Below are 22032 nucleotides of genomic sequence, written 5' to 3' on the forward strand. Positions count from 1 at the left end.
ATGCGCCGCCGCCGCCTCCTCCTCGTCGCCGGGCTGCTGCCGGCCTGCAGCGCCTGGGCCGGACCGCCCGTCGACATCGTCGTCATCGCCCACCCGGGCATCGTGCGCGTGGACCTGCCGACGCTGCAGCGGCTGTACACCGGGCGCGCCGTCGAGGTCGGCGGCACGGCGGCCAACGTCGTCAACGCGCCGCCGGGCACGCCGTCGCGCGAGCGTTTCCTGTCGCAGGTGGTGCAGCTCGACGACGGCCGCTACATCGCCTACTGGACGGTGCGCCGCCATGTCGGCAAGGGCGTGCCGCCGCGCGAGCTGCGCAGCAGCGCGGAGATCATCGCCTACGTGCAGGCGACGCCCGGCGCGATCGGCTACATCCCGGTGTCCGAGCTGCGGCCCGGCCTGAACGTCGTGCTGCGGCCCTGATCAGGCCGCCGGCAGCGTCACGGTGAAGCTCGAGCCCCGGCCGGGTTCGCTGTCGACCTCGATGCGCCCGCCCATCAGCACGACCAGGTCCTGCGTCAGCGCCAGGCCGATGCCGGTGCCTTCGACGCGGCCGCGCACCGCACGGCCGCGGTAGAAGGGCTCGAACAGGCGCTCGCGCTCGTCGCGCGCGATGCCGATGCCGGTGTCGTGCACCGCCAGCGGCTGCCAGCGGCCTTGCGGGGCCGCGATCTCCAGCTCGACGCGGCCGCCGGCGCGGTTGTACTTGATCGCGTTGGTCAGCAGGTTCAGCAGCACCTGACGCAGCCGCGTGCCGTCGGCGCGCACGCGCGCACCGGGGGCGGAGTCGGCCAGCGCCAGCGTCACCTGGGCGCGTTCGGCGCTGCCGGCGACCATCGCCAGCGCCTCCTCGGCCAGCGGCCGCAGCGGCACCGCGGCCAGGCGCAGCTCGATGCCGCCGGACTCGATGCGCGTCAGGTCGAGCAGGTCGCCGATCATCTGCAGCAGGTGCTCGCCGGCTTCGCGGATCAGCTTGATCCGGCGCTGCTGGCTTTCGCTCGGCGGCTCGACCGGATCGCTCTCGAGCAGCTGGGCGAAGCCGAGCACCGCGTTCAGCGGCGTGCGCAGCTCGTGGCTCATGCGCGACAGGAACTCGGTCTTGGCGCGGTTGGCGGCCGCGGCGACCGCGGCGTCCTGGCGCGCCTGCTCCAGCTCGCGGCGTTCGGTGGCGTCTTCGAGGTAGCCGTGCCAGACGGTCGAGCCGTCGGCCTGGCGGCTCGGCGTCGCCTCGCCGCGCACCCAGCGCAACTGGCCGGCGCGGCGCACGCGGAACTCGGCGCGCCAGGGCTCGAGCGTGCGTGCCGAGGCGCGGATCGCCGCGCGCAGCGGGCCGCGGTCTTCGGGCTCGACGCAGTCCAGCAGCGCCCGCCCGTCACGCGCCAGTTCGGCCGGCTCGATGCCGAACAGCGCCCGGCAGCGTTCGCTGGCGTAGGGGAAGGTGATCCGGCGCTCGGCGTCGGCGTGGATCTGCACCAGCGTGCCCGGCACGTGGCGCGCGATGCGCGCCAGCCCTTCCAGCGCCTGCTGCGCCGTGTCGGCCAGCTCGCGCAGCTCGGTGATGTCGGTCTGCGTGCCCAGCATGCGCCGCGGGCGGCCGTCGGCGCTGCGCTCGACGATGCGGCCGCGCTCGCGCACCCAGCGCCAGCGGCCCGCGGCGTCGCGGATGCGGTAGCAGTGTTCGTAGACGTCGACCTCGCCGCGCGCGTGGCGCAGATAGGCCTCGTGGTTGGCGGCCAGGTCGTCGGGGTGGATCAGCCGGTCCCAGTCGGCCTGGGTGGGGCCGATGTCCCCGGGGCGGTAGCCCAGCATCGCCAGGCCTTCTTCGACGTCGCTGAGCCGGTCGGTGTCCAGGTCCCAGCCCCAGACGAAGGTGCCGGTGCCGGCCAGCGCGGCGTGGAACAGCGCGTGGCGCGCATCGCCGGCGTCGCCCGGTTCGGGCGGGGGCGGCGGGGCAGCCTGCTCCGGCGAGGGGGGCGGCTGCGTGCCCACCTCGCCGTGCCTCCTCAGTGGCCGGAAGCGTGCACGCCCGGCGCCAGCTTGTAGACCGTGCCGCAGTACGGGCAACGGCCTTCGCCGGTGGTCGCGACGTCGATGAAGACGCGCGGGTGGTTGCTCCACAGCGGCATCTTCGGGTTCGGGCAGAACACGACGCCCGGCCCGGCGAGGTCGGCCGCCTGGACCTCGACAGTGGCTTTGGGTTCGTTCATGTCAGTTCAGACCTGGGTGAGCCATTCGGCGTATTTCGGGTTGCGGCCGTTGACGATGTCGAAGAAGGCCGCCTGGATCTTCTCCGTGACCGGGCCCCGCGCGCCAGCCCCGATCTGGATGCGGTCGAGCTCGCGGATCGGCGTGACTTCGGCGGCGGTGCCGGTGAAGAAGGCCTCGTCGGCGACGTAGACCTCGTCGCGCGTGATGCGCTTCTCGACGACGTCGATGCCCAGGTCGCGGCAGATCGCGAAGATCGTGTTGCGCGTGATGCCGTTGAGCGCGCCGGCCGACAGGTCGGGCGTGTAGACGGTGCCGCCGCGCACGACGAACAGGTTCTCGCCGGCGCCTTCGGAGACGAAGCCCGAGGCGTCGAGCAGCAGCGCCTCGTCGTAGCCGTCGTCGGTGGCCTCCATGTTGGCCAGGATCGAGTTCGTGTAGTTGCTCACCGCCTTGGCCTGCGTCATCGTGATGTTGACGTGGTGGCGGGTGTAGCTGCTGGTCTTGACGCGGATGCCGCGGCGCAGGCCTTCCTCGCCGAGGTAGGCGCCCCAGGGCCAGGCGGCGATCATCAGGTGCACGGTGTTGCCCTTGGGGCTGACGCCGAGCTTCTCGGAACCCAGCCAGGTCAGCGGGCGCAGGTAGCAGCTCTCCAGCTTGTTGGCGCGCACGACCTCGCGCTGCGCGTCCATCACCTCCTGCAGCGAGAAGGGGATCTTCATGCGCAGGATCTTGGCGCTGTTGAACAGGCGCTCGGTGTGCTCCTGCAGGCGGAAGATCGCCGTGCCCTGGGCGGTGTTGTAGGCGCGCACGCCCTCGAAAGCGCCGCAGCCGTAGTGCAGCGTGTGCGTCAGGACGTGGATCTTGGCGTCGCGCCAGTCGACCAGCGCGCCGTCCATCCAGATCTTGCCGTCGCGGTCGGACATCGACATGGTGGTTCCTCGGGAATTGAGAGCGGTTCTAGAGACGGACGATTCTAGGCGGCGGGGTGCGTGCCGGCATCGGGGCCTGCGGTGGCGCGCAGCAGCTGCCAGCGGCCGACGCGGCCGCCGGTGAAGGCCACGTGCACCGCGTCGCCGCCGGCGTCGCGCCAGGCGAAGGTCTCGGGGTCGTCGCCGACCTTCTCGCCGATGCTGCCGGTGAGTTTCATCACCTGCAGCATCGACAGGCCGGGTTCGAGCTTCGCATGCAGCGCCACGGCGCTGGCCACGCTGGCCCGCGGGCGCTTGGCCGCCTGCTGCATCGCGCGCAGCGCGCGGCTGAACTGCAGCAGCAGCCAGAACACGGTGACGGTGATGCCGAGCACGACACCTTGCCAGCCCCAGCCGACATAGCCGGCGGCGATGGCGGCGGCGGCCAGCGCCCAGCCGATCCAGGCGTTCATCGTCCTTCTCCCGATTCGGATTCGCGCCGGCCGACGCGGCCGCTGCGCAGCGCGTCGGCCCAGTCGCCGCGGCCCCGGGCCTCGGCGCGGCGGGCGGCGCTCTCGTGGTCGTAGTCGACGGCGCGCAGCGTCGCCGTCCAGCCCGTGGGGCCGAGCTCCAGCCAGGCGTAGCGCGCCTGCGGCGTGCCGGTCTCGGCGACGTGCGGTGCCGGCTGGTCGTGGTCGAAGGCCGGCAGGCCGACGCTGCCGGGGTTGAGCACCGTCGTCGTGCCGACGCGGCGCTGGCGCGGCAGGTGGCTGTGGCCGCAGAGCAGCCAGGCCGGCGCCGCGGCCGGCAGGCGCTGGGCGATCTCGGCCTCGTCGGCCTCGTGCAGGCCGTCGGCGCGCACGCTGTGCAGCAGGTATTCCAGGTCGCTGCGGCCGCTGCCGTGCACGGCGAGCACGTCGGCATGCGGCGCCATCGTCGGCGGCAGCGCCGCCAGCCAGGCGAGTTCGGCCTCGCCCAGCGCGTCGCAGGCGAAACGGTCGCTGGCGCCCAGGTGGTCGTGCGGCAGCGTCAGCAGCTGGCGCTCGTGGTTGCCGGCGATCGTCGGCCAGGCCAGCGCCATCAGCCGGCGCGCGGTCTCCAGCGGCCACAGCGGGCCGGAGACGATGTCGCCCAGGTTCAGCCAGCCGTCGACCGCGCCGGCGTCGGCGATCACCGCCTCGAGCGCCGGGAGGTTGCCGTGGATGTCGGAGACGACGGCCCAGCGCATCGTCACAACCCGCGCACGATGTCGATCGCCTGCTCGATGCGCTCGACGGCGTGCACCGTCAGGCCTTCGATCGGCTTCTTCGGCGCGTTGGCCTTGGGCACGACGGCGACCGAGAAGCCGAGTTTGGCGGCTTCCTTCAGCCGCTCCTGGCCACGCGGCGCCGGGCGCACCTCGCCGGCCAGGCCCACTTCGCCGAAGGCGACGAAGCCGCGCGGCAGCGGCTTGCCGCGCAGCGAACTGGTGATCGCGAGCAGCACCGCCAGGTCGGCCGCCGGCTCGCCGATGCGCACGCCGCCGACGGCGTTGACGAACACGTCCTGGTCCATGCACGAGACGCCGGCGTGGCGGTGCAGCACCGCCAGCAGCATCGCCAGGCGGTCGCGGTCCAGGCCCACCGACAGCCGCCGCGGGCTGGCGCCGCCGCTGTCGACCAGCGCCTGGATCTCGACCAGCAGCGGCCGTGTGCCTTCCAGCGTGACCAGCACGCAGGAGCCCGACACCGGTTCGCCGTGCGCGGACAGGAAGATCGCGCTCGGGTTGCTGACGCCGCGCAGCCCCTTCTCGGTCATCGCGAAGACGCCGATCTCGTTGACGGCGCCGAAGCGGTTCTTGATCGCCCGCACCAGGCGGAAGCTGGAATGCGTGTCGCCCTCGAAGTACAGCACCGTGTCGACGATGTGCTCCAGCACGCGCGGCCCGGCCAGCGCGCCTTCCTTGGTGACGTGGCCGACGAGCACCATCGCGCAGCCGCCGGTCTTGGCGACACGCGTCAGCTGCGCCGCGCATTCGCGCACCTGGGCCAACGAGCCCGGTGCCGACGTCAGCTGGTCGGAATAGAGCGTCTGGATCGAGTCGATGACGCAGAAGGCCGGTTGTTCGGCGTCCAGCGTCGCCAGGATCTTCTCCAGCGAGATCTCGGCGACGACACGCACCTTGGCGCCCGACAGGCCGAGCCGGCGCGCGCGCAGCGCGACCTGGGCGCCCGATTCCTCGCCGGTGACGTAGAGCACCGGCATCTGCGCCGACAGCGCGTCCAGCGCCTGCAGCAGCAGCGTGCTCTTGCCGATGCCGGGGTCGCCGCCGATCAGCGTCACGCCGCCGGCGACGATGCCGCCGCCGAGCACGCGGTCGAGCTCCTCCTGGCCGGTCGGGGTGCGCGCCACGTCGGCGGCGTCGATGTCGGCCAGCGTCGCCACCGGCTGGCTCCTGGCCAGCGCCTGGAAGCGGTTGTTCTTCGTCGCCGGCTCGGCCAGGCCCTCGTCGAGCGAGTTCCAGGCGCCGCAGGCCGGGCACTTGCCCAGCCACTTGGGGCTGGTGCCGCCGCACTCGCGGCAGGTGTAGATCGTTTTCGCCACGGGGGTGATGCTGTCAGAAGTCGCGCACGCGGCCGCGTCCGGCCTTGACCTGGGCGTCGCGCGCCTTGCCCTGCAGCCGGCGCTGCTTGGACGACCAGGTCGGTTTCGTCGCCCGGCGTTCGGTGGGCACCTCGGCCGCGGCGTCGACCAGCGCCTGCAGCCGCGCCAGCGCGTCGGCCTGGTTGCGCGGCAGGCTGCGGTGGGTCTGGGCCTTGATGACGACGACGCCGTCGGCGCCGATGCGCTGGTCGGGTGTCGCCAGCAGGCGCTCCTTGATCGGATCGGGCAGCGACGAGGCGCGGATGTCGAAACGCAGGTGCACCGCGTTCGAGACCTTGTTGACGTTCTGCCCGCCGGCGCCCTGGGCGCGGATCGCCGCGAACTCGACTTCGCGCCGGTCGATGCGCGGCGCGCCGGCCATCAGTCTTCGGCGACGCGCATCGTCACGCGCGGCGCGACGGCGCACATCAGCTCGTAGCCGATCGTGCCGGCGGCACGTGCCACCTCGTCGATCGGCAGCACGCTGCCGCCCGGGCCGCGACCCCAGAGCGTGACTTCGCTGCCGATGCCGGCGTCGGGCAGTTCGCTCAGGTCGACCTCGAGCATGTCCATCGACACGCGGCCGATGGTGCGCGTGCGACGGCCGTTCACCAGCGCCGGCGTGCCGGTGGGGCACAGCCGCGGGTAACCGTCGGCGTAGCCGCAGGCGACGATGCCCACGCGCATCGGCCCCGGCGCGGTGAAGCTGCTGCCGTAGCCGACGGTGTCGCCGGCGGCCAGGGTCTGCGTGGCGATGATGCGCGAGCGCAGCGTCATCGTCGGCTGCAGGTCCCAGTGGGCGATGTCGTGTTCGGGGAAGTCGGGCGCGCTGCCGTACAGCAGGATGCCGGCGCGCACCCAGTCGTTCTTCACGCCGTGGCGCAGCAGCGCGGCGCTGTTGGACAGGCAGCGTTCGCCGGGCAGGTCCTGCGTCGCGGCCTCGAAGGCCGCGATCTGGTGGGCGATGCCGCGCGGGCCGTCGGCGTCGGAGAAGTGCGTGATCGCCGAGATCTCGTCGACCTGCGGCAGCGCGCCCAGGCGCGCCCAGGCGCCGCGGAAGGCCGCCGGCGTGAAGCCCAGGCGGTTCATGCCGCTGTTCATCTTCAGGAACACGCGGTGCGGGCGATGTGTCTTGTGCGCTGCCAGCCAGTCGATCTGCTCGTCGCAGTGCACCGCGTGCCACAGGTCCAGGCGCGAACAGAGTTCCAGGTCACGCGGTTCGAACACGCCCTCGAGCAGCAGGATCGGCCCGCGCCAGCCCAGCGTGCGCAGGCGCTCGGCTTCGTCCAGGTCCAGCAGCGCGAAGCCGTCGGCGCCGCGCAAACCGTCGTACGCACGCTCGATGCCGTGGCCGTAGGCGTTGGCCTTGACGACCGCCCAGACGCGCGCGTCGGGGGCCTGGGCGCGGGCGCGCTGCAGGTTGTGGGCAAGGGCGGGGACGTGGACGAGGGCTTCGATCGGGCGCGGCATGGCCGGGCCATTTTGCCAGCCGACTCGTGGGTTTCGCCCTTCGGAACGGCGTTGGCCGCGTGCTATAAACCGCCTGCCCGAAAGGATGGAGAGACAGGACTGGCGCCCGGAACCGGCGTTCCCGGCTGCGCGCGCGACAGATGAAAAAAGGTTTCTCGACCATCATGTCGGCGCAGTTCTGCAGTTCGCTGGCCGACAACGGGCTCACCGTCGCCGCGATCGAACTCCTGCGCAGCAGCCAGGCGCCCAGCTGGCACGTGCCGGTTCTCGCGGTCGTCTTCGCGCTCTTCTACGTCGTGCTCGCGCCCTTCCTCGGCGCCTTCGCCGACGCGATCCCGAAGGGCCGCGTGATGCTGATCTCCAACGGCATCAAGATCGTCGGCTGCCTGCTGATGCTCTTCGGCGGCCACCCGCTGCTGGCCTACTCGATCGTCGGCCTGGGCGCGGCGGCCTACTCGCCGGCCAAGTACGGCATCCTCACCGAACTGCTGCCGCCGTCGCAGCTGGTCAAGGCCAACGGCTGGATCGAGGGCCTGACGATCGCCAGCGTCATCCTCGGCACCGTGCTCGGCGGCCAGCTCGTCGGGCCGCACATCGCGCCGGTGCTGCTGGGCCTGGACCTGCCGTTCGTGGACACCGGCGTCGACATGCCGGCCGAGGCCGCGATCTGCGTGCTGCTCTTCGTCTACGCGCTGGCGGCGCTGTTCAACCTCTACATCCCGCGCACCGACGCGCCGCTGCAACCGCTGCCGTCCAACCCGCTGTGGCTGGTGCGCGACTTCTCGCGCTGCAACGCCCGCCTGTGGTCGGACAAGCTGGGCCAGATCTCGCTGGCCACGACGACGATGTTCTGGGGCGTCGGCGGCAACCTGCGCATCATCGTCTTCCCCTGGGCCGCGGCGGCGCTGGGCTACTCGACGACGCAGGCCTCGTCGCTGGCCGGCGTGGTGTCGATCGGCGTGGCCGCCGGGGCCGTCGTCGCGTCGATGCGCATGCGGCTGGACCGCGCCACCGCGGTGATCCCGCTGGGCGTGCTGATGGGCGTGCTGCTGATGGGGCTCAACCTGATCCGCGACCTCTACGTCGCGATCCCGTTCCTGCTGCTGCTGGGCGCCGCCGGCGGCTACCTCGTCGTGCCGATGAACGCGCTGCTGCAGCACCGCGGCCACAACCTGATGGGCGCCGGGCGCTCGATCGCGGTGCAGAACTTCAACGAGCAGGCCTGCATCCTGGCGCTGGGCGCCTTCTACGCCGGCATGACACGTTTCGAGCTCTCGGCCTTCGCCGCGATCACGGTCTTCGGCCTGGTCGTCGCCGGCATCATGGAGACGATCCGGCGCTGGCATCGGCGCAACCTGCTGCAGCACCGCGACGAGGTCGAGCGCCTGCTCGTGATCGCCCGCACCGATGGCCATTGACGCCGCCGCGCCGCGCGCCGGCAGCCCCGGCGCGGCGGCGCCGGCGCTGGCCTTGCTGGCCAACGCCTTCGTCTGGGGCGTCTCGTGGTGGCCGCTGCGCGAACTGCAGGCGCTGGGCCTGCACCCGCTGTGGGCCACCGTGTTCGTCTACGGCAGCGTCGTGCTGGCCATCAGCGCCTGGCGGCCGTCGGCCTGGCGCGAGCTGTTGCGCACGCCGGTGCTGTGGGTGCTGGTGGCCGCCGCCGGCACGACCAACGCCACCTTCAACTGGGGCGTGACCGTCGGCGACGTCGTGCGCGTCGTGCTGCTGTTCTATCTGATGCCGCTGTGGACGGTGCTGCTGGCGCGGCTGCTGCTCGGCGAGCGTCTGACACGCGCGGCGGCGTTTCGCGTCGCGATGGCGCTGGTCGGCGCGGCCGTCGTGCTCTGGCCCGAGGGCGGCGGCCTGCCGCTGCCGCGCACGTTGCCCGAGTGGCTGGGCATCGCCGGCGGCTTCAGCTTCGCGCTGAACAACGTGATGCTGCGCCGCGAGGCGCACCGGCCGCAGTCGGCGCGCGCACTGGCGATGTTCCTCGGTGGCGTCGTCGTCGCCGGGCCGCTGGCGGCGATGCTGGCCCTGAACGGCTTCGTGCCGCCGCCGCCGGCCCCGGCACCGGGCTGGATCGCCGGTGCGCTGCTGCTGGCCGTGTGTTTCCTCGGCGGCAACCTGGCGCTGCAGTACGGCGCGGCGCGCCTGCCGGCCAACGCGACGGCGGTGGTCATGATCACCGAGGTGCTGTTCGCCTCGGCCTCGGCGGTGCTGCTGGGCGCGGCGGCGATCACGCTGCCGCTGGTCATCGGGGGCACGCTGATCGTCGGCGCGGCGCTGCTGGCCGCGCGCTGACGTCTCAGTGGCTGGCCGGTGCCGCGGCGCGCGGCGGCCGCGACACCAGCCGGCTCAGCTCGTCGTCGTCCAGCGGCTTGCCCAGGTAGGCGTCGGCCCCGGCGAGCGCGCCGCGCACGCGGTCGACCTCGCCGTGCTGGGCCGAGACCAGCACCAGAACCGCGTCGCGTGCGCCCGGGCTGGGCTGGCGGCGCAGCCTGCGGCACAGCGCGAGGCCGTCGAGCTCGCTGGCCTCGCCGAGCTCGACATCGACGAAGACGAACTCGAAACGCTGGCGCGCCAGCCGTTCGAGGGCCTGGCCGCTGGTGCGCGCCGCGACGCTGGGCAGGCCCAGGCGCTGCAGCCGGCCGGCGAGGTGGCGTGTCGCGGCTTCGCAGTCGTCGACGATCAGCGCCTGCGGCAGCGCCGGCGTGTCGGCCGCCGCCGCGCCGCGCAGCGCGACGATGGCGTCGAGTTCACGCAGCAGCAGCAGCGCGTCCAGCGGCCGCGGCATCCAGGCGGCTGCACCTTCGGGGGCGTGGCGGCCGACGAAAACCGCGTCGCTGACGCGTGCGCCGGCGCTGGCCGTCAGCACGGCGTCGACGTTGTCGGCGTCGACGACCAGGAAGTCGGCGTCCTCCGGCGTGGCGACCTGCACGTAGCCCGGCTGTCGCGAGCCCGCCAGGCGCACGCAGCTGGCCAGCGTGCTGCGCTCGAAGGCGCTGAAACCGAGCAGATGGAGGCGGTGCAGCATGGCGGCGGCAGGGGTCTGCGGCGATGCTGCGCGGCGGCGGTTCGCGCTGTCAACGCCGGTCGTGGGATGGGGGCTTACGATGCACGTTTCGTCACGATCGGAGCGCTCATGGCCGCGACCCTGTCCGATTTCGACGCCGTCACGATCGACGGCCGCCCCGCACCGTTGTCCGCCCACGCCGGCCAGGTGGTGCTCGTCGTCAACACCGCCAGCCGCTGCGGCTTCACGCCGCAGTTCGCCGGGCTCGAGGAGCTGTGGCAGCGCTACCGCGAGCGCGGTCTCGTGATCCTCGGCTTCCCGAGCAACGAGTTCGGCGGCCAGGACCCGGGCAGCAACGACGAGATCGCCTCGTTCTGCCAGCTCAACTACGGCGTCAGCTTCCCGATGATGGCCAAGGTGAAGGTCAACGGCGGCGATGCGCATCCGTTGTGGCAATGGCTCACCGCCGAGGCGCGCGGCGTGCTCGGCACCCAGGCGGTGAAGTGGAACTTCACCAAATTCCTCGTCGGCCGCGACGGACGCGTGCTCAAGCGTTACGCGCCGACCGACTCCCCGGCCTCGCTGGCCGCCGACATCGAGAAAGCGCTTTCGGCATGACCGTCTTCTCCCACCTCGAGCCCTACGCGGGCGACCCGATCCTGTCGCTGAACGAGGCCTTCGGCCGAGATCCGCGCCCGGCCAAGGTCAACCTGTCGATCGGCATCTACTTCGACGACGCCGGCCGCATCCCGGTGCTGGACTGCGTGCGCCAGGCCGAAGCGCAGCTGCTGGCCGAAGCCGGCCCCAAGCCCTACCTGCCGATGGAGGGTTCGGCTCCGATGCGCGCCGCGGTGCAGGCGCTGCTCTTCGGCGCCGGCAGCGCCGCGGTCGCCGAAGGCCGCGTCGCGACGCTGCAGACCATCGGCTCCAGCGGCGGCCTGAAGGTCGGCGCCGACTTCCTGCGGCGCTGGTTCCCGCAGTCCACCGTCTGGGTCAGCGACCCGACCTGGGACAACCACCGCTCGATCTTCGAGGGCGCCGGCATGGCCGTGAAGGCCTATCCGTACTACGACGCGGCGACCGGCGGCGTGGCCTTCGAGCGCCTGTGCGAGACGCTGCGCGGCCTGCCCGCCGGCGACGTCGTGCTGCTGCACGCCTGCTGCCACAACCCGACCGGCGTCGACCTGTCGCGCCTGCAGTGGGGCGAGATCGTCACCCTCGTGCGCGAGCGCGGGCTGATCCCGTTCCTGGACATCGCCTACCAGGGCTACGGCGACGGCATCGAAGAGGATGCGCACGCGATCCGCGCGCTGGCCGACGCCGGGCTGTCGTTCTTCGTCTCGAACTCGTTCAGCAAGAGCATGAGCCTGTACGGCGAACGCGCCGGGGCGCTGTCGGTGGTCTGCGCCGACCGCGCCGAAGCCGAACTCGTGCTCGGCCAGATGAAGGCCACGGTGCGCCGCAACTACTCCAGCCCGGGGCTGCACGCCGCCGGCGTCGTCGCGCGCGTGCTCGGCGATCCGGGTCTGCGTGCGTCCTGGGAGGCCGACGTCGCGGCGATGCGCGAGCGCATCCTGGCGATGCGCCGCGCGCTGCACGAGGTGCTCTGCGCGCGCAAGCCGGGGCGCGACTTCGGCTACTTCCTCAGCCAGCGCGGCATGTTCAGCTACACCGGGCTGCTGCCCGAGCAGGTCGACCGGCTGCGCGAGGAGTTCGGCGTCTACCTCGTGCGCTCGGGCCGCATCTGCGTGGCCGGGCTCAACAGCGGCAACGTCGAGCGCACCGCCGAGGCGATCGCCGCGGTCGTCTGAGGCTCACTCGGCCGGCACCTCCCGGCCGACCGCCTGCTGCACCAGCTGGCGCAGCCAGCGGTGTGCCGGGTCGGCGTCCTGGCGCACCGGCCAGACCATCTGCACGCCCACCGGCGGCAGCGTCACCGGCCCCGGCAGCGGCCGCGTGACCAGCCGGTGCGAGGTGCCGGTGGCGGCGACGAAGGACAGCGGCAGCACCGTGATCAGGTCCGACTGCGTGACGACGCGGCCGGCGGTGAAGTACTGGTTGACGGTCAGCACGATGCGCCGCCGCCGGCCGAGCGCCGCCAGCGCCTCGTCGATCATGCCGTGCGGCCGGCCCGAGAAGCTGACCAGCAGGTGGTGCGCTTCGCAGAAGGCGTCCAGCGTCAGCGTGTCGGCCAGCGGGTGGCCGCGGCGCATCACGCAGACGTAGTGGCTGCGGTGCAGCTGGCGGTGCAGCAGGCCGGTCTGCGCGCCGCCGGCGACGAGCGCGGCGATCGCCTCCGGGAAGTGGCCGACGGCGAGATCGGCCTCGCCGTCGCGCAGCATCGCGCGCGGGTCGCGGCTGGTCAGCGGCACGATGCGCAGGTTGACCCGGGCCTGCCGCGACTCGATCGCGCGCACGAACATCGGCGTCAGCACGGCGGCCGGTGCATCCGGCATCGTGATGCGGAAGTTCGCCTCCTGGGTGCGCGGGTCGAACTCCTCCGGCGCCAGCGCCCGCTGCAGCTCGCCCAGCCCCTCGCGCACCACCGGCCACAGCGCCTGCGCGCGCGGCGTCGGCTTCATGCCGTGCGCGCCGCGCACGAACAGCGGCTCGCCGACGGCCTCGTGCAGGCGCTTGAGCGAATGGCTGGCGGCCGGCTGCGTCACCGAAAGCACCTGCGCCGCCCGCGTCAGGCTGCCTTCGGTCATCACCGCGTCGAAGACACGAAGCAGGTTCAGGTCCAGCGTGCGGAAGTTCATGAACCGATTCTGATATGAACGCTGCTTATGTGCCAGATGCAGAACATTCAGTAGATCGTGATCGGGTAAACCCTGAAAATGCCTTCATCGCAGCCCCACGAGGGCTGTGCCGACAGGAAACAAGATGGGCATGTACGTTGAGGTTCAATCGGTCGCACCGGCGCAGGACACCCCTCGCGGCGCCTTGATCGCGGCCGAGCTGTTCTCCCGCCTGATGAAGCGGCTGGCGCATCACCCGGAGACCCCGGCGCGTGTGCACGACATCGCGTCGGTCCGTGAGCTGGCGCACCAGGTCGAGAACACCGACCCCGGCTTCGCCGCCGACCTGTACGCCGCTGCCGCCCGCCACGAAGGCCTGGGCGACTGATCACCCCCCCCGGCGGCCCGCGCGGCCGCCACCCCCGGCCCCGCCGCCTCGTGCGCCGGGGCCGTTCTTTCGCCGGGCCGCCCGGACGCATCGGGCATCATTGCCCGCGATGTCCGTGTTCCTGCTGCGCCGCTTCGCGACCTTCGTGCTGACGCTCGTCGCGGCGTCGATGATCGTTTTCGTGGTGCTGGAATGGCTGCCCGGCAGTGCCGCCGAGGTGGTGCTCGGCGAGACCGCGACGCCCGAGGCCGTGGCCGCCCTCGAGGCCCGGCTGGGCCTGGACCGGCCGGCGCCGCAGCGTTATGCCGAGTGGGTCGGCGCCCTGCTGCAGGGCCGCACCGCCGACAGCATCGCCTATGACACGCCGACCGCCGAGCTGATCGCCGAGCGCCTGCGCGTGTCGCTGCCGCTGGCGGCGCTGGCGATGGTGCTGACCGCCGTGGTCGCGCTGGCCGCGGGCGTCTACGCCGCGGCGCGCCGCGGCCGCGCCGGTGACGTCGGCGTGATGATCGCCACCCAGCTCGGGCTGGCGGTGCCCGGCTTCTGGCTGGCGATGCTGCTGATCCTGCTGTTCGCGGTGCAGCTGCAGTGGGTCGGTGCCGGCGGTTTCCCGGGCTGGAGCGCAGACGAAGGCGGCGGCCTGCTCGAAGGACTGAAGGCGCTGGCGCTGCCGGCGCTGGCGCTGGCGGCGGTGCAGGCGGCGATCCTGGCGCGCGTCACGCGCTCGGCGGTGCTCGACACGATGGGCGAGGACTACGTGCGCACCGCGCGGGCCAAGGGCCTGTCGCGGCGCCAGACGCTGCACCGCCACGTGCTGCGCAACGCCGCGATCCCGGTGCTGACCGTCGCCGGCCTGCAGTTCGCCAACCTCGTCGCCGGCACCATCGTCGTCGAGAACGTGTTCGTGCTCCCCGGGCTGGGCCGGCTGGTGTTCCAGGCGGTGGCCAACCGCGACCTCGTCGTCGTGCGCGACGTCGTGCTGCTGCTGGCGGCGCTGGTCGTCGCCGTCAACTTCGTCGTCGACGTGCTGTACGCGCTCGTCGACCCGCGGCTGCGGCACGCATGAGCCCCGGGGCTCATTCCCGCCTGGCGGGGCCGGCCGGCGTCTCCTTCGCCGCGCGGGCGCGGCGCAGTCCGGGCTTCGTGCTCGGCGCGCTGCTGGTCGGCAGCGTGCTGCTGCTGGCGCTGGTCTCGCTGGTCTGGACGCCGTGGGCGCCGGACGAGCTGGACATCGGCGCGCGGCTGCAGCCGCCGTCCGCGGCGCACTGGCTGGGCACCGACAGCCTCGGGCGCGACATCGTCTCGCTGCTGATGGCCGGCGCGCAGACCAGCCTGCTCGTCGGCGTCGTCGCGGTGGCCATCGGGCTCGTCCTGGGCGTCACGCTCGGCTGCGTGGCCGCCGCGCGCCGCGGCTGGCTCGACGAGCTGCTGATGCGTGCCGCGGACTTCACCTTCGCGTTTCCGGCGCTGCTGTCGGCGATCCTGCTCGCCGCGGTCTACGGTCCGGGACTGGCGACCAGCGTCGTCGCCATCGGGCTGTACAACGTGCCGGTGTTCGCCCGCGTGACGCGCGGCGCCGCGCTCGGCATCTGGGCGCGCGAGTACGTGCTCGCCGCGCGCGCCGCCGGCAAGGGCGGCTGGCGCATCACGCTCGACCACGTGCTGCCCAACATCGCCGCGGCGCTGGTCGTGCAGGCGACGATCGCCTTCGCCACCGCGATCCTCGCCGAGGCCGCGCTCAGCTACCTGGGCCTGGGCACGCAGCCGCCGCGGCCGAGCTGGGGACGCATGCTCAACGAGGCGCAGACGCAGTGGTTCCAGGCACCGATGCAGGCCGTCTACCCGGGCCTGGCGATCATGACCACGGTGCTCGGCCTGAACCTGCTGGGCGACGCCTTGCGCGACCTGCTCGATCCGAGGCTGGCGCGTGGCGGCGCCGTGGCGCGATGATCGTGTCCGGGCAGGCAGCGCATGGCACGCAACATCGAGATCAAGGTCCGGGTCGGCTCGATCGACCCGCTGCGCGAGCGGGCACGGGCGCTGGCCGGCGGCGTGCTGACCCGCCTCGAGCAGGACGACGTGTTCTACGCCGTGCCCACCGGGCGGCTCAAGCTGCGCCGCCTCGGTGACGGCACGGCCGAGCTGATCCACTACGAACGCCCCGACACCGACGCGGCCCGCGCCTCGGACTACGAGCGTGTGGGCGTCGGCGGCACGGCCGACGCGCTGCACCGGGTGCTCGGCCGCGGCCTGGGCGTGCGCGCCCGCGTGCGCAAGCAACGCTGGCTGGCGCTCGTGGCTGGCGCCCGGCTGCATCTCGACCGCGTCGAGGGTCTGGGCGACTTCGTCGAGGTCGAGGTCGTGCTCGCCGAAGACCAGTCCGATGCCGACGGGCAGCGCATCGCCGAGGCCCTGCTGGAGGCGCTCGGTTTGGCCGCGGCGCCCCGTGTGGCGCCGTCCTACGCCGATCTTCTGGCCTCGCAAGGCCCGCGCTGAGCGTGGAACCGGTCTTCGGCGTTGCGCTGCAGCAACGTCCTGGGCTGTTGCGTGAACGCAGCAGCCGCCGTCTGCAGCCGGTGTCGAACTGGCGCGCGGGTGCTTGCCCAGGCGCGCGCAAACTGTCATATGGGCCCGTTACGCGGGGGCGCGCGCCGCGCAAGCGCGAGTAAGCGCTTGTCATGACGAATTGGCGAAGGCAATCGGGGTTTATTATTTCTCCTGGCGTAGCGCACTATTGCAATAGAAGAGCTAGTTGAGCCTCCGGACGGTTCGTAGCCTCTCGTTCGCTGAGGTGCCGCCTCGCTGCGGCCTGTGTGTCTGAATCTCCATCCCCCAACGAGGAATCCAAATGAAGAAGTCCCTCATCGCTCTGGCCGTCCTGGCCGCTGCCGCCGGCAGCGCGTCGGCCCAGTCGTCGGTCACCGTGTTCGGTGTCCTGGACGTCGCCTACCGTCATCTGGACAACGACACCGCCGGCACGCGTGACGTGCTCGGCAGCAGCGGCCTGAGCACCGGCCGCCTCGGCTTCCGCGGCGTCGAAGACCTGGGCGGCGGCCTGAAGGCCGGCTTCTGGCTCGAGTCCGAAGTCAAGCCGGACGAAGGTTCGCAGCCGAACGCCCGCTTCTGGCACCGCCGTGCGACGGTCAGCCTGATCTCCGACTCGCTGGGCGAAGTGCGCCTGGGCCGTGACTTCGCGCCGACCTACTCGGCGCTGGCCGACTTCGACGCCTTCGGCACGACCGGCATCGGCGACACCACCCGCATCTACAAGGTCTGGGGCAGCGTCGACTCCAAGGTCCGCAACGACAACCAGGTCACCTACTTCCTGCCGGCCAACCTCGGCGGCGTGTACGGCCAGCTGTCGGTCGCCGCTGGCGAAGGCACCGCGGGCAAGAAGTACTACGGTGGTCGCCTCGGCTACGCCGCCGGCCCGCTGAACGTCAACGTCGGCTACGGCCAGACCGAAGTCACCAACAGCGACGTCAAGCTGACGGTCATCGGCGGTTCGTACGACCTCGGCGTCGCCAAGCTGATGGCCGCCTACCAGCAAGGCAAGTACCAAGGCAACAAGGACAAGCATTACACCGTCGGCGCGACCGTGCCGGTCGGTGCCTTCGTGCTGCGCGCCGCGTACTCGAAGAGCAAGTCCAACGACGCCACCGATCGCGATGCCGACCGCATCGCCCTGGGCGCCGTCTACAACCTGAGCAAGCGCACCGCGCTGTACGGCACCTATGCGGTGATCGACAACGACGACGCCGCCAAGTTCACGGTGTCCAACGACTACTCGACGATCGACGCCGGCGACAAGTCGCAAGGCCTGGAAATCGGCATCCGCCACTCGTTCTGATCGAACGGTCGCCGGCGGCCACGGCCGCCGGTCGATCCGGAGTGGCGACACTCCCCGAAGCCCCCGCGCCCCGGCGCCGGGGCTTTTTTCATGCCGTCCTGGCGACGGCGCTATCGTTGCCGCCCGTGTCCGCTCCCCTGCTTGCCGTCGACGACCTGCGTGTCCGGTTGCCCGTGCCCGATGGCGCCCATGCCGCCGCGATCGACGGCATCTCGTTCACGCTCGGCCGAGGCGGCACGCTGGGCCTGATCGGCGAGTCCGGCTGCGGCAAGTCGCTGACCGCGCTGGCGCTGATGGGCCTGCTGCCCGAGGCCGCGCGCACGAGCGGCTCGATCGTCCTCGACGGCCGCGAGCTGACGACGCTCGCCGAACGCGACTGGTGCGCGCTTCGCGGCGACCTCCTGGCAATGGTGTTCCAGGAGCCGATGACGGCGCTGAACCCGCTGCACACCGTCGGCCGCCAGATCGCCGAGCCGCTGCGCCTGCACCGCGGGCTGTCGGCCGCGGCTGCGCGCGCCGAGGCGCTGCGGCTGCTCGAACGTGTGCACCTGCCCGACGCCGCGCGCCGGCTCGACGCCTACCCGCACCAGCTCTCGGGCGGCCAGCGCCAGCGTGTCGTCATCGCGATCGCGCTGGCCTGCGCGCCCGACCTGCTGATTGCCGACGAGCCGACCACCGCGCTCGACGCCACCGTGCGCCGCGAGGTGCTGGACCTGATCGCCGAACTGCGTGCCGCCACCGGCATGGCGCTGCTGCTGATCAGCCACGACCTCGGCGTGATGGCGCAGTCGGTCGAGCGCCTGCTCGTGATGTACGCCGGCGTCGTCGTCGAGAGCGGCCCGACGGCCGCCGTCTTCGAGCGCCTGGCGCATCCGTACACGCGCGCGCTGTTCGCCGCCCAGCCGCGCCTGGGCCTGCCGCGCGGCACCCGCCTGGCGACGATCCCCGGCCGCGTGCCGGCGCTGGGCCGTCGCCCCGCCGGCTGTCCCTTCGCCGAGCGCTGCCCGCAGGCCGTTGCCGAGTGCCGCGCCGCGCTGCCGGCGCCGGTGGCCGTCGGCCCGGGCCACGAGGCGCGCTGCATCCGCGTGCACGCATGACGGCGCCGCTGCTGCAGGTCCACGGGCTCGGCAAGCGCTACCGCCTGCCGCGCGAACAGCTCTTCGCGCCGGCGACCGAACTGCAGGCGCTGGCCGACGTGGACTTCACGCTTGAAGCCGGGCGCACGCTGGGCATCGTCGGCGAATCGGGCTCGGGCAAGAGCACGCTGGCGCGCCTGGTGATGGCGCTCGAGGCGCCGAGCGCCGGCCACGTGCGGCTCGACGGCGAGGACCTGCACACGCTGGCGCCCGAGGCGCTGCGGCGCGCACGCGCCAAGTTCCAGATGGTCTTCCAGGACCCGTACGGCTCGCTGGACCCGCGGCGCAGCGTGCTGCAGACCGTCACCGAGCCGCTGGCCGTGCTGCACGGCGCCGGGCGTGACGAGCAGCTCGCACGCGCCGTCGAGGTGCTGGAAGCCGTCGGCCTGGGCCCGGCCGATCTGCCGAAGTACCCGCACGAGTTCAGCGGCGGCCAGCGCCAGCGCATCGCGATCGCACGCGCCCTCGTCACGCGGCCGAAGCTGATCGTCGCCGACGAGCCGGTCAGCGCGCTCGACGTCTCGGTGCAGGCGCAGGTGCTGAACCTGATGCAGGACCTGCAGCAGCGCTACGGCGTCGCCTATCTGTTCATCAGCCACGACCTGGCCGTCGTCGACCTCGTCAGCGACGAGGTGCTGGTGCTGTACCGGGGCCGGGTCGTCGAGCGCGGCACGCCGGAGCGCCTGTTCCGCGCCCCCGAGCACCCGTACACGCGCCGGCTGCTGGCCGCGGCCCTTGGCGCAGAATCGCGCGGCCATGAATCCCACCCGTAGAACCGTCAACACGCTGCTGGCCGGCCTGCCGCTGGCCGCGGCGCAGCCTCTTGCGCAGGCCCAGGCGGCGAAGAAGCGCCTGGTGCTCGGCATGGTGCTCGAGCCGCCCGGCCTGGACCCGACCGTCGCGCCGGCCGCGGCGATCGGCGAGATCGTGCACTACAACGTGCTCGAAGGGCTGACGAAGATCGGCATGGACGGCAGCGTGTCGCCGCTGCTGGCCGAGTCCTGGACCGTCTCGCCCGACGGCAAGAGCTACGTCTTCCGGCTGCGCCGCGGGGTCGCCTTCTCCGACGGCGCGGCCTTCGACGCCGAAGCCGTGCGCTGGAGCTTCGAGCGCGCGCGCGCCGAGGGCAGCACGAACAAGGCGAAGAAGGCGGTGTTCGACAACATCGCCCGCATCACCGTCGAGAACCCGCAGACCGTCATCCTGACGCTGACCCACGCCGATGCGGCGCTGCCGTTTCGCCTCGGCGAGAGCAGCGCCGTCATCCTGCACCCGGCCAGCGCCGCGAATGCCGCGACGCGGCCGGTCGGCACCGGGCCGTACCGCGTCGAGGACTGGAAACGCGGCGTCAGCGTCACGCTGGCCAAGTGGGCCGGCCACCGCGACGCCGCGCGCGTGGCGCTCGAACGGGTCGTCTTCCGCTTCATCAACGACCCGGCGGCCCAGGTCGCGGCGCTGCTGGCCGGCGACGTCGACGCGATGCCGCGTTTCGCCGCGCTGCAGGCGCTGCCGCAGCTGCGTGCCGACCGGCGTTTCGTCGTCGAGGTCGGCGCCACCGCCGGCAAGGGCATCCTGGCGGTCAACCACCGGCGCAAGCCGTTCGACGACGTGCGCGTGCGCCGCGCGCTGACGCACGCCATCGACCGCCGCGCCTTCATCGCCGGCGCCCAGGAAGGCCTGGGCCAGCCGATCGGCAGCCATTTCGCGCCCACCGACAGCGGCTACGTCGACCTGTCGGGCCTCGTCGCCTACGACCCCGACAAGGCGCGTGCGCTGCTGAAGGACGCCGGCGTGACGACGCCGCTGCAGGTCACGCTGACGCTGCCGCCGCCGCCGTACGCGCGCAAGGGCGGCGAGATCGTCGCCGCGATGCTGGCCAAGGTCGGCGTCGTCGCGAAGATCGAGAACGTCGAGTGGGCGCAGTGGCTGTCGGGCGCGTTCAAGGGCCAGTTCGACCTCACGCTGATCAACCACGTCGAGCCGTTGGACTACGCCACCGCCTACGCCGACCCGAAGTACTACTTCGGCTACGACAGCGCCGACTTCCGCCGCCTCGTGACGACCCACGCCGCGAGCAACGACGCACGCGAGAAGGCGCGGCTGTGGCGCGAGATCCAGCGCAAGCTGGCCGACGACGCGGCCAGCGTCTTCCTCTGGAACCCGGCGCAGGTGGCGGTCTGGCGCAAGGGCCTGCGCGGGCTGTGGACACGCTCGCCGATCTTCGCCAACGACCTGGCCGCCGTCTCCTGGGGCGGCTGATGACGGCGCTGCACGCGCTCGACGCCGCGACGCTGGCCACGCTGTACCGGCGCGGCGAGCTGTCGCCGGTGGAGGCCACGCGGGCCGTCATCGAGCGTGTCGAACAGCTCGAACCCACGCTGCACGCGACCTGGGGCTTCGACCCCGACGGCGCGCTCGCCGCGGCGGCCGAGTCGGAACAACGCCACCGCCGCGGCCGGCCGCTGTCGGCGCTGGACGGCGTGCCGGCGATGCTCAAGGAGAACGTCGGCACACGCGGCTGGCCCAAGCCGCTGGGCTGCGCCGCCGTCGAGGCCGCGCCCGAAGCCGAGGACTCGCCGCCCGCGGCGCGCCTGCGCGAGGCCGGCTGTGTCTTCGTGGCGCGCACGACGATGCCCGACTACGGCATGCTGTCCTCGGGACTGTCCAGCCTGCACGCCGCCGCACGCAACCCGTGGAACCCGGCGCTGACGCCCGGCGGCAGCAGCGCCGGCGCGGGCGCCGGGGCCGCCGCCGGTTACGGCCCGCTGCACGTCGGCACCGACATCGGCGGTTCGATCCGCCTGCCCGCCGGCTGGTGCGGCGTCGTCGGCTTCAAGCCCAGCCTGGGCCGTGTGCCGATCGTGCCGCCGTACGCCGGCCGCTGCGCCGGGCCGATCACGCGCACGGTGGCCGACGCCGCGCTGCTGATGGCCGAGCTGTCGCGCCCCGATGCGCGCGACGCGACCAGCCTGCCGCCGCAGGCCATCGCCTGGGACCGGCTCGACGACCTGGACCTGCGTGGCCTGCGCCTGGGCCTGCTGCTCGACGCTGGCTGGGGCCTGGCGCCCGAGCCGCGTCACGTCGAGATCGTCACCGCCGCCGCTCGCGCTTTCGAGGCCGCCGGCTGCATCGTCGAGCCGCTGGCGCCGTTCACGACGCCCGAGATGGCCGAGGGCATCGACCTGTTCTGGCGCATGCGCTCGTGGCTGGACCTGCAGGCGCTGCCGCCCGGGCGCCGCGAGCGTGTGCTGCCGTTCATCCGCGACTGGGCCGGCCGCGGGGCCGGCTACAGCGCCGCCCAGGTCTTCCACGGCCACGCGCAGATGGCCGCGCTGCGCGACGCCGCGGTCGCCGCCTGCGCGCGGTTCGACTTCGTGCTCTCGCCGGTGGCGCCGGTGCCGGCCTTCCCGGCGCTGCACGCCAGCCCGACGAACGACCCGGCGCGGGCGATGGCGCACATCGGCTTCACGCTGCCGTTCAACATGAGCGAGCAGCCGGCCGTCGCGGTGCCGGCCGGCATGACCGCCGACGGCCTGCCGGTCGGGCTGCAGATCGCCGGCCGGCGCCACGACGACCTCGGCGTGCTGCAACTGGCGCGCGCCTGGGAACGGCTGCGGCCGCCGCTGCCGGCCGGGCCGCCGATCTGAGGCCGGACGCAGGACGCCGGAAGGCGTTCTGCGCCTGCCGAAGGCCCGAGCGCGA

General features: G+C 72.7%; 24 protein-coding genes. 14 read left to right on the forward strand and 10 right to left on the reverse strand.

Going from position 1 to position 22032, the window contains the following annotated elements; genetic code table 11:
- Positions 1-420, forward strand: a complete 420-nt coding sequence (locus G5B56_RS04555; protein WP_164962466.1) for a hypothetical protein — start codon at positions 1-3, stop codon at positions 418-420.
- Here G5B56_RS04555 and G5B56_RS04560 read toward each other — a convergent pair whose 3' ends face one another.
- From G5B56_RS04560 to alr, 8 genes are read right to left on the reverse strand one after another with little or no spacing between them, the layout of a single operon-like run.
- Positions 421-1986: a PAS domain-containing sensor histidine kinase gene (locus tag G5B56_RS04560; RefSeq protein ID WP_164962467.1), complete on the reverse strand. Its 1566-nt coding sequence runs from the start codon at positions 1984-1986 to the stop codon at positions 421-423.
- A gap of 14 nt (positions 1987-2000) precedes the next feature.
- Entirely contained in the window at positions 2001-2204 is a 204-nt protein-coding gene (locus tag G5B56_RS04565) for a zinc-finger domain-containing protein (RefSeq protein ID WP_009858974.1), read from the reverse strand.
- 6 nt (positions 2205-2210) lie between these two features.
- A complete protein-coding gene (locus G5B56_RS04570; RefSeq protein ID WP_164962468.1) occupies positions 2211-3134 on the reverse strand; it encodes a branched-chain amino acid transaminase in 924 nt (307 codons plus the stop codon).
- A gap of 44 nt (positions 3135-3178) precedes the next feature.
- Positions 3179-3586, reverse strand: a complete 408-nt coding sequence (locus tag G5B56_RS04575; RefSeq protein ID WP_009858976.1) for a hypothetical protein — start codon at positions 3584-3586, stop codon at positions 3179-3181.
- Positions 3583-4341 carry a metallophosphoesterase gene (locus G5B56_RS04580; protein WP_164962684.1) on the reverse strand — a complete coding sequence of 253 codons (759 nt, stop codon included), beginning with the start codon at positions 4339-4341 and terminating at the stop codon, positions 3583-3585. Before G5B56_RS04580 ends, G5B56_RS04575 begins: the two co-directional genes overlap by 4 nt.
- Before the next feature lie 2 nt (positions 4342-4343).
- Positions 4344-5696, reverse strand: coding sequence for a DNA repair protein RadA (gene radA, locus G5B56_RS04585; protein WP_164962469.1), 1353 nt, complete (start codon positions 5694-5696; stop codon positions 4344-4346).
- 13 nt (positions 5697-5709) lie between these two features.
- The gene (gene arfB, locus G5B56_RS04590) at positions 5710-6117 is read right to left on the reverse strand and encodes an alternative ribosome rescue aminoacyl-tRNA hydrolase ArfB (RefSeq protein ID WP_009858979.1); all 408 of its coding nucleotides are present in this window, start codon (positions 6115-6117) and stop codon (positions 5710-5712) included.
- The gene (gene alr, locus G5B56_RS04595; RefSeq protein WP_009858980.1) at positions 6117-7205 is read right to left on the reverse strand and encodes an alanine racemase; all 1089 of its coding nucleotides are present in this window, start codon (positions 7203-7205) and stop codon (positions 6117-6119) included. The genes arfB and alr overlap by 1 nt, the downstream gene beginning before the upstream one ends.
- 140 nt (positions 7206-7345) lie before the next feature.
- Here alr and lplT point away from each other — a divergent pair, with 140 nt between their 5' ends.
- The gene (lplT, locus tag G5B56_RS04600) at positions 7346-8623 is read left to right on the forward strand and encodes a lysophospholipid transporter LplT (RefSeq protein ID WP_029718422.1); all 1278 of its coding nucleotides are present in this window, start codon (positions 7346-7348) and stop codon (positions 8621-8623) included.
- A complete protein-coding gene (locus G5B56_RS04605; protein ID WP_164962470.1) occupies positions 8613-9506 on the forward strand; it encodes a DMT family transporter in 894 nt (297 codons plus the stop codon). The genes lplT and G5B56_RS04605 overlap by 11 nt, the downstream gene beginning before the upstream one ends.
- Before the next feature lie 4 nt (positions 9507-9510).
- On the opposite strand, the gene G5B56_RS04610 is transcribed toward G5B56_RS04605, so the two are convergent.
- Entirely contained in the window at positions 9511-10239 is a 729-nt protein-coding gene (locus G5B56_RS04610) for a two-component system response regulator (protein WP_164962471.1), read from the reverse strand.
- 108 nt (positions 10240-10347) lie between these two features.
- Here G5B56_RS04610 and G5B56_RS04615 point away from each other — a divergent pair, with 108 nt between their 5' ends.
- Positions 10348-10836: a glutathione peroxidase gene (locus G5B56_RS04615; protein WP_009858984.1), complete on the forward strand. Its 489-nt coding sequence runs from the start codon at positions 10348-10350 to the stop codon at positions 10834-10836.
- Complete coding sequence (locus G5B56_RS04620) at positions 10833-12029, forward strand: amino acid aminotransferase (protein ID WP_009858985.1); 1197 nt, start codon at positions 10833-10835, stop codon at positions 12027-12029. Before G5B56_RS04615 ends, G5B56_RS04620 begins: the two co-directional genes overlap by 4 nt.
- A 3-nt stretch (positions 12030-12032) precedes the next feature.
- Here the strand turns inward: G5B56_RS04620 and G5B56_RS04625 are convergent, their stop codons facing one another.
- On the reverse strand, positions 12033-12977 hold the full coding sequence (locus tag G5B56_RS04625) for a LysR family transcriptional regulator (protein WP_009858986.1): 945 nt from the start codon (positions 12975-12977) through the stop codon (positions 12033-12035).
- A 124-nt stretch (positions 12978-13101) separates the two neighbouring features.
- Between G5B56_RS04625 and G5B56_RS04630 the strand changes: the two genes are divergently transcribed.
- The 9 genes from G5B56_RS04630 to G5B56_RS04670 all read left to right on the forward strand — a co-directional run bounded on the left by G5B56_RS04630 (position 13102) and on the right by G5B56_RS04670 (position 21977).
- Positions 13102-13344 carry a hypothetical protein gene (locus G5B56_RS04630; protein ID WP_050801800.1) on the forward strand — a complete coding sequence of 81 codons (243 nt, stop codon included), beginning with the start codon at positions 13102-13104 and terminating at the stop codon, positions 13342-13344.
- 109 nt (positions 13345-13453) lie between these two features.
- A complete protein-coding gene (locus tag G5B56_RS04635; RefSeq protein WP_164962472.1) occupies positions 13454-14410 on the forward strand; it encodes an ABC transporter permease in 957 nt (318 codons plus the stop codon).
- Positions 14407-15294 carry an ABC transporter permease gene (locus G5B56_RS04640; protein ID WP_164962473.1) on the forward strand — a complete coding sequence of 296 codons (888 nt, stop codon included), beginning with the start codon at positions 14407-14409 and terminating at the stop codon, positions 15292-15294. The genes G5B56_RS04635 and G5B56_RS04640 overlap by 4 nt, the downstream gene beginning before the upstream one ends.
- Positions 15295-15315: 21 nt before the next feature.
- The gene (locus G5B56_RS04645; protein WP_009858990.1) at positions 15316-15840 is read left to right on the forward strand and encodes a class IV adenylate cyclase; all 525 of its coding nucleotides are present in this window, start codon (positions 15316-15318) and stop codon (positions 15838-15840) included.
- Positions 15841-16192: 352 nt separating this feature from the next.
- Positions 16193-17194, forward strand: coding sequence for a porin (locus tag G5B56_RS04650; RefSeq protein ID WP_009858991.1), 1002 nt, complete (start codon positions 16193-16195; stop codon positions 17192-17194).
- A gap of 125 nt (positions 17195-17319) precedes the next feature.
- A complete protein-coding gene (locus G5B56_RS04655; RefSeq protein WP_240920657.1) occupies positions 17320-18291 on the forward strand; it encodes an ABC transporter ATP-binding protein in 972 nt (323 codons plus the stop codon).
- Positions 18288-19103 carry an ATP-binding cassette domain-containing protein gene (locus G5B56_RS04660; protein WP_009858993.1) on the forward strand — a complete coding sequence of 272 codons (816 nt, stop codon included), beginning with the start codon at positions 18288-18290 and terminating at the stop codon, positions 19101-19103. The genes G5B56_RS04655 and G5B56_RS04660 overlap by 4 nt, the downstream gene beginning before the upstream one ends.
- Positions 19087-20589, forward strand: a complete 1503-nt coding sequence (locus G5B56_RS04665; RefSeq protein ID WP_164962474.1) for an ABC transporter substrate-binding protein — start codon at positions 19087-19089, stop codon at positions 20587-20589. Before G5B56_RS04660 ends, G5B56_RS04665 begins: the two co-directional genes overlap by 17 nt.
- Entirely contained in the window at positions 20589-21977 is a 1389-nt protein-coding gene (locus tag G5B56_RS04670; RefSeq protein ID WP_164962475.1) for an amidase, read from the forward strand. Before G5B56_RS04665 ends, G5B56_RS04670 begins: the two co-directional genes overlap by 1 nt.
- The last annotated feature ends 55 nt before the right edge of the window (positions 21978-22032 follow it).

The organism is Rubrivivax sp. JA1026, from assembly GCF_011065555.1.
GTDB classification, from domain to species: Bacteria; Pseudomonadota; Gammaproteobacteria; order Burkholderiales; family Burkholderiaceae_C; genus Rubrivivax; species Rubrivivax benzoatilyticus.

Coding starts and splice junctions, on each gene's coding strand:
- G5B56_RS04615 (WP_009858984.1), top strand. CDS start 10,348: ATGGCCGCGACCCTGTCCGATTTCGACGCCGTCACGATCGACGGCCGC.
- G5B56_RS04660 (WP_009858993.1), top strand. CDS start 18,288: ATGACGGCGCCGCTGCTGCAGGTCCACGGGCTCGGCAAGCGCTACCGC.
- G5B56_RS04625 (WP_009858986.1), bottom strand. CDS start 12,977: ATGAACTTCCGCACGCTGGACCTGAACCTGCTTCGTGTCTTCGACGCG.
- G5B56_RS04580 (WP_164962684.1), bottom strand. CDS start 4,341: ATGCGCTGGGCCGTCGTCTCCGACATCCACGGCAACCTCCCGGCGCTC.
- lplT (WP_029718422.1), top strand. CDS start 7,346: ATGAAAAAAGGTTTCTCGACCATCATGTCGGCGCAGTTCTGCAGTTCG.
- G5B56_RS04620 (WP_009858985.1), top strand. CDS start 10,833: ATGACCGTCTTCTCCCACCTCGAGCCCTACGCGGGCGACCCGATCCTG.
- G5B56_RS04565 (WP_009858974.1), bottom strand. CDS start 2,204: ATGAACGAACCCAAAGCCACTGTCGAGGTCCAGGCGGCCGACCTCGCC.
- alr (WP_009858980.1), bottom strand. CDS start 7,205: ATGCCGCGCCCGATCGAAGCCCTCGTCCACGTCCCCGCCCTTGCCCAC.
- G5B56_RS04670 (WP_164962475.1), top strand. CDS start 20,589: ATGACGGCGCTGCACGCGCTCGACGCCGCGACGCTGGCCACGCTGTAC.
- G5B56_RS04610 (WP_164962471.1), bottom strand. CDS start 10,239: ATGCTGCACCGCCTCCATCTGCTCGGTTTCAGCGCCTTCGAGCGCAGC.
- G5B56_RS04635 (WP_164962472.1), top strand. CDS start 13,454: ATGTCCGTGTTCCTGCTGCGCCGCTTCGCGACCTTCGTGCTGACGCTC.
- G5B56_RS04555 (WP_164962466.1), top strand. CDS start 1: ATGCGCCGCCGCCGCCTCCTCCTCGTCGCCGGGCTGCTGCCGGCCTGC.
- G5B56_RS04640 (WP_164962473.1), top strand. CDS start 14,407: ATGAGCCCCGGGGCTCATTCCCGCCTGGCGGGGCCGGCCGGCGTCTCC.
- G5B56_RS04605 (WP_164962470.1), top strand. CDS start 8,613: ATGGCCATTGACGCCGCCGCGCCGCGCGCCGGCAGCCCCGGCGCGGCG.
- G5B56_RS04650 (WP_009858991.1), top strand. CDS start 16,193: ATGAAGAAGTCCCTCATCGCTCTGGCCGTCCTGGCCGCTGCCGCCGGC.
- G5B56_RS04665 (WP_164962474.1), top strand. CDS start 19,087: ATGAATCCCACCCGTAGAACCGTCAACACGCTGCTGGCCGGCCTGCCG.
- G5B56_RS04570 (WP_164962468.1), bottom strand. CDS start 3,134: ATGTCGATGTCCGACCGCGACGGCAAGATCTGGATGGACGGCGCGCTG.
- arfB (WP_009858979.1), bottom strand. CDS start 6,117: ATGGCCGGCGCGCCGCGCATCGACCGGCGCGAAGTCGAGTTCGCGGCG.
- G5B56_RS04645 (WP_009858990.1), top strand. CDS start 15,316: ATGGCACGCAACATCGAGATCAAGGTCCGGGTCGGCTCGATCGACCCG.
- G5B56_RS04575 (WP_009858976.1), bottom strand. CDS start 3,586: ATGAACGCCTGGATCGGCTGGGCGCTGGCCGCCGCCGCCATCGCCGCC.
- G5B56_RS04630 (WP_050801800.1), top strand. CDS start 13,102: ATGGGCATGTACGTTGAGGTTCAATCGGTCGCACCGGCGCAGGACACC.